Consider the following 4813-nt stretch of genomic DNA (forward strand, 5'->3'; position numbering starts at 1 on the left):
CCCGGCCGGGTCGTCGCCCGCGGGTCGGATCCGCGGATGCCGGCCGCGGGGGTCATGCTGCGTCGGGGTCGGCGCACTCGCAGACGTCCGGCGACCACGTGGCCCGGGCCAGCGCGATGTCGCCGATGGGGTTCACGCCTGGACCCGCGGCGAGCGCGTGGCCCGCGAGGGCGTGCAGGCACTTGACGCGCACGGGCATGCCGCCCGCGGAGACGCCCGCCAGCTCGGGCACCACGAGGATCGACTCGCGGTCGGCGAGGTAGGACGCGTGGGCGGCGGCGTACGCGTCGCGCATCGCCTCGTCCTCCGCGAGGTCGTCCTGCAGCTCGGCCATGACGTGCTCGGCCTCGAGGTGCGAGATGGCGGCGGTGGCCGCGGGGTGGCAGAGGTAGTAGAGCGTGGGGAACGGCGTGCCGTCGGTGAGGCGCGGGGCGGTGCTCACGACCGTGGGGTTGCCGCAGACGCAGCGGGCGGCGATGCCGACGACGTCGCGCGCGGGGCGGCCGAGCTGGGCGGAGACGACGCGCACGTCGCGCTCGGATGGCGGGTCGAAGGGGGGTCGGGTCACTGGTCGCCTCCCTGGACGGATCCCTGGAGCTGGTCGGGCGGGGTGTCGCTGAGGGCGCTCGTGAGCGCGGACCCGAGCAGGGCCTGCACCCAGTCCTGCTTCGTCTCCTGCAGGTCGGCGCTGATGGGCGCGCCGTCGGGCGTGGTGGTGGCCTCGCCGGACGTGGCGGGCAGCCCGCGCACGAGGTAGCTCGTCTCGCCGGGCATCACGTAGAAGAGGCGGTCGCGGACCTGGGCCTTGAGGAAGGCGGGGTCGTCGTAGCGGGCGCGCTGGTCCTGGAGCTGGGCGATGGTGCCCTTCTGGGCGTCCACCGCGCTCTGCAGGCTGCTGAGCTGCTGGCGCTGCTCGAGGTAGATGCGGAGGCCGGGTGCGAGCACCACGACGGTGAGGACGAGGAGCACGAGCACCATGACCGAGAAGCCGGAGAAGCGCATGCTGCGGAGCCAGTTGCCCGCGGGGGCGCCGTCGTCGGGCAGGGCGACGGGGACGCGCTCGGTGCGCGGACGCGTGGAGCGGCGGGCCCGGAGGGTGTCGAGGCCGGGGAAGCGGGCCATCGGTCCTCCTTCGTGTGTCGTGTCGTGCGGTGCCGGATGCGGCGGTGTAGCGCGGCCGGCCCGCCCGCGCCCCGGAGGACGCGGACGGGCCGGACGGATCAGGCCTGGAAGCGCGGGAAGGCGCTGCGGCCGGCGTAGACCGCGGCGGCGCCGAGGTCCTGCTCGATGCGGAGGAGCTGGTTGTACTTCGCGACGCGCTCGCTGCGGGCGGGGGCGCCGGTCTTGATCTGGCCCGCGTCCACGGCGACCGCGAGGTCGGCGATGGTCGTGTCCTCGGTCTCGCCGGAGCGGTGCGAGAGCACGGTGGTGTAGCCGCTGCGCTGCGCGAGGCTGACCGCGTCGAGCGTCTCGGTGAGCGTGCCGATCTGGTTGACCTTCACGAGGATCGAGTTGGCGACGCCGCGCGTGATGCCGTCGGCGAGGCGCTTCGGGTTGGTGACGAACAGGTCGTCGCCGACGATCTGCACCTTCGAGCCGAGCTCGGCGGTGAAGTGGTCGTAGCCGGCCCAGTCGTCCTCGTCCAGCGGGTCCTCGATGGTGATGAGGGGGTAGGACGCGACGAGGTCGGCGAAGTACGCGGTGAGGTGCGCCGCATCCACCTTCTGGCCCTCGAACGTGTACGCGCCGTCGGAGTAGAACTCGCTGGACGCGACGTCGAGGCCGAGCGCGATCTGCTTGCCCGCGGTGAAGCCGGCGGCGTCGATGGCCTCCATGAGGAGGTCGAGCGCGGCGCGGTTGCTGTCGAGGTTCGGCGCGAAGCCGCCCTCGTCGCCGAGGCCGGTGGAGAGGCCCTTCTTCTTCAGCAGGCTCTTGAGCGCGTGGTACGTCTCGACGCCCCAGCGCAGGCCCTCGGAGAAGGTGGACGCGCCGACGGGCAGGAGCATGAACTCCTGGATGTCGACGTTGGTGTCCGCGTGCGAGCCGCCGTTGATGACGTTGAGCATGGGCACGGGCAGCGTGTGCGCGTTCGGGCCGCCGAGGTAGCGGTAGAGCGGCAGCTCGGCCGAGTCGGCCGCGGCCTTCGCGACCGCGAGGGAGACGCCGAGGAGCGCGTTCGCTCCGAGGCGGGACTTGTTCTCGGTGCCGTCGAGCTCGATCATCGTGGCGTCGATGATGCGCTGGTCCGCGGCGTCGAGGTCCTGGATGGCCGGGCCGATCTCGTCGACGACGGCGGCGACGGCCTTCTGGACGCCCTTGCCCAGGTAGCGGCCCGCGTCGCCGTCGCGCAGCTCGTACGCCTCGAACGCGCCGGTGGATGCGCCGGACGGGACGGCCGCGCGCGTGAACGTGCCGTCCTCGAGGAGCACCTCGACCTCGACGGTCGGGTTGCCCCGGGAGTCGAGGATCTCGCGTGCGTTGACTGCTTCGATGGCTGCCACGGAATGGTCTCCTTGCGTTGCGGTGGGGGGTGTGAAGTCGGGTCCATCCTAGCCGCGGGGTCATTCCGGGCCTCGGGCGGCGGGCCCCGCGCGCAGGTGTCGCGCAGGTGACGGATCAGCCGCGCGGGGCCTCGAGCGGGCGCTCCCGGAGGGCGGCCGCGTCGGTCGTGTCGGCGTCCACCGAGGCGAAGGTGCGGAAGCCGGCGAGGCGCAGCGCCTCGAGGAGCGGTGCGATGTTCTTGGGCCGCGGCTCCAGGCGCACGCGGCGACCGGACGCGACGAGCTCCGCCTTCAGGCGCGCGAGCACGGCGACCGGGGTCCGCCGGTCGTGCACGAGGGCGATGGCGTCGGCGTCCTCCGCCTCGGGCAGCACCGCCAGGTCGACGATGCGCTCGAAGCCGATGGAGAAGCCGGCGGCCGGCACGTCCTGGCCGAGGAAGCGGCCGATCATGCCGTCGTAGCGGCCGCCGCCGCCGACCGAGCTGCCGGACGCCGGGTGAGCGATCTCGAAGATCGTGCCCGTGTAGTAGCCCATGCCGCGCACGAGGGTCGGGTCGAAGCGGAGCGTGACGCCGTCGGGCAGGCCGACGAGCGCGTCCGCGAGGGTCTCGAGGTCGGCGACCGCGTCGGGATCCACGCCCTCGGGGAGTATCCCGGTGATCGCCTCGGTCGTGAGCGGCACGCCGCCGTCGGCGAGCGCGGGCTCGATGCGCTCGAGGATCCCGCCCAGCACAGCCGCCGCGTCCGCGCCGCCCTCGGCGAGCTCGGCCACGACGCCCGCGGCGCCGATCTTGTCGAGCTTGTCGATGCTGATCAGCGCCTGCGCCTGCCGGTCGGGCTCGAAGCCGCAGAAGTCGAGGATCCCCGCGAGGATGCGCCGGTCGTTCACGCGGATGGTGCAGCCGGTGAGGCCGAGGGCCGCGAGCGTGGCCGCGGTCGCGGAGATCAGCTCGACCTCGGCCAGCTGCCCTGCCTCGCCGATGACGTCGATGTCGCACTGCATGAACTGGCGGTAGCGGCCCTTCTGCGGGCGCTCGGCGCGCCAGACGGGCGCGGCCTGGACCGAGCGGAAGACGCCGGGCAGCTCCGCGCGGTGCGAGGCGTAGAAGCGCGCGAGCGGAACGGTGAGGTCGAAGCGCAGGCCGAGGTCGGAGAGGGCGAGCACGTCGCCGGAGTCCGCGGCCGCGTGCAGGTCGTCGCCCGAGAGGCCGCGCTTGAGCACCGAGTACGCGAGCTTCTCGTTGTCGCCGCCGAGGCCCGCGTGCAGCCGGCCGGACTCCTCCACGACGGGCGTCTCGATCTCGTCGAAGCCGTGCGCGCGGTAGGTGCGGCGGATGATGGCGAGCGCCTGCTCGCGGCGGGCCTTCTCGGCGGGCAGGAAGTCGCGCATGCCGCGGGGCGGCGTGATCTGCTGGGGCATCCCCCGATTCTGTCAGGCGGCGGGCGGGCCCCCGGGCGGCACCGCCGGCCCCGACTCCTCGGCCAGGTCGAGCCACGGCTGGATGCGCGGCGTGAACGCGTCGACGAGCGCCTCGAAGCCCCGCATGGCCCGGTCGCGGTCGCCCGAGATCACGAAGTCGAACTGCAGGCCGTAGGACCCGGCCTGCAGGAGGTCGGCGGTGTCGACGGCGACGTCCTCCGGGACGCCGTGCGCCAGCATCCACTCGAGGCCGAACAGGCGCCACGCGGAGACGCTCGCGATGGCGTGCGGCCGGACGACGCCGTCGCGCGTGCGGAGGAGCGCGGCCTCGAACTCGAGGCGCTGGAAGTCGCGGTTCACGTCCGTGAGGCGCCAGCTCCACGCGCGGGTGATCCACTCGCGCAGCTGGTCGGGTCGGATCTCCCGCGGGTCGCCCTCCACCATCTCGACCTGCCGCTGGTCGATGGCGTCCATCGCGGCCTCGAGCAGCCGCTCCTTGGATCCGAAGTGGTAGACGAGCACGAAGGTGCTCTCGCCGAGCGCGTCGGCGAGGCCGCGGAACGTCACCGACTGGAGCGGGTGGGTGCGGAGGTGGTCGAGGATGTGGGCCAGCAGGTCCTGGCGGCGATGCGGATCCGGGGCTGCCACGGCCTCACCATAACAACCGTGATGGACATGCGGCGAAGACCCGTACGGTGTGAGCGCCCAGGCTGTCCGCCGTCTCCTTCGGGTGGAGGCGTCGGACCTGGCGGCCCGGGATCGGGTAAATCCCGGGCGACGCCCCCGCGGGCCGGACTCGCCTCAGGCGCTCCGGCCCGCGCCGGGGGATGCGTCGCCGGCCTCGTCGCCCGGCTCGCCGTCGGCGGGCTCGTGCTCCGCCGTCCGGGACTCC

The 4813-nt window shown here is 73.5% G+C and carries 5 protein-coding genes; all 5 read right to left on the reverse strand.

All coding sequences use genetic code 11. The features are described 5' to 3' along the window. Positions 1-52 precede the first annotated feature (52 nt). Positions 53-568 carry a DUF501 domain-containing protein gene (locus tag DZG00_RS12290; RefSeq protein ID WP_119455673.1) on the reverse strand — a complete coding sequence of 172 codons (516 nt, stop codon included), beginning with the start codon at positions 566-568 and terminating at the stop codon, positions 53-55. After that, a complete protein-coding gene (locus tag DZG00_RS12295; protein ID WP_119382225.1) occupies positions 565-1122 on the reverse strand; it encodes an FtsB family cell division protein in 558 nt (185 codons plus the stop codon). The genes DZG00_RS12290 and DZG00_RS12295 overlap by 4 nt, the downstream gene beginning before the upstream one ends. A 98-nt stretch (positions 1123-1220) precedes the next feature. After that, positions 1221-2501, reverse strand: coding sequence for a phosphopyruvate hydratase (gene eno / locus DZG00_RS12300; RefSeq protein ID WP_119382226.1), 1281 nt, complete (start codon positions 2499-2501; stop codon positions 1221-1223). A gap of 115 nt (positions 2502-2616) precedes the next feature. After that, on the reverse strand, positions 2617-3921 hold the full coding sequence (gene hisS, locus DZG00_RS12305) for a histidine--tRNA ligase (RefSeq protein ID WP_119382227.1): 1305 nt from the start codon (positions 3919-3921) through the stop codon (positions 2617-2619). 12 nt (positions 3922-3933) lie between these two features. Then, positions 3934-4569 carry a TetR/AcrR family transcriptional regulator gene (locus DZG00_RS12310; protein ID WP_119382228.1) on the reverse strand — a complete coding sequence of 212 codons (636 nt, stop codon included), beginning with the start codon at positions 4567-4569 and terminating at the stop codon, positions 3934-3936. Positions 4570-4813 lie beyond the last annotated feature (244 nt).

This window comes from Clavibacter lycopersici (genome assembly GCF_003576405.1).
Lineage (GTDB): Bacteria > Actinomycetota > Actinomycetes > Actinomycetales > Microbacteriaceae > Clavibacter > Clavibacter lycopersici.

Bases quoted from the DNA above. Each gene is read 5' to 3' on its own strand.
- hisS (WP_119382227.1), bottom strand. From the start codon at position 3,921: ATGCCCCAGCAGATCACGCCGCCCCGCGGCATGCGCGACTTCCTGCCC.
- DZG00_RS12295 (WP_119382225.1), bottom strand. From the start codon at position 1,122: ATGGCCCGCTTCCCCGGCCTCGACACCCTCCGGGCCCGCCGCTCCACG.